Source organism: Escherichia sp. AM3, assembly GCF_032029835.1.
GTDB lineage: Bacteria > Pseudomonadota > Gammaproteobacteria > Enterobacterales > Enterobacteriaceae > Escherichia > Escherichia coli.
This window is the reverse complement of record NZ_JAVUPQ010000769.1, coordinates 1-319: the sequence shown is the minus strand read 5'-3', so window position 1 is coordinate 319 and position 319 is coordinate 1. Positions and strand designations below refer to the sequence as shown.

General features: G+C 54.5%; 1 pseudogene. It reads right to left on the bottom strand.

Features of this window, described 5'->3' with window-relative positions:
- A pseudogene (locus tag RTW80_RS28280) lies at positions 1-307 on the bottom strand (MFS transporter); the annotation flags it as partial.
- Between the last annotated feature and the right edge of the window lie 12 nt (positions 308-319).

The window sequence follows — 319 nt, the reverse complement described above, 5'->3', positions numbered from 1 at the left end:
AGGTGGTGCAGATCCCCATCATGGTGATGGTGATAAACAGCACTTTTTTACGGCCAATTCTGTCGCCCATTCTGCCGAAGATAAATGCCCCGACAATACGCGCGATGTAGCCTGCGCCGTAGGTGCCCATCGCCAGGATCAGCGCCATGGCCGCGGACTGCTCAGGGAAGAAAATTTCATGAAACACCAGCGCGGCGCCAAGGGAGTAGAGCTGGAAATCCATAAACTCCAGGGCGGTGCCCAGCCAGCCAGATACGGCGGCTTTCACCAGATCTGACGTACTTCTTTGAGGTTGTGCTTGAGTCATAATGGCTATCTC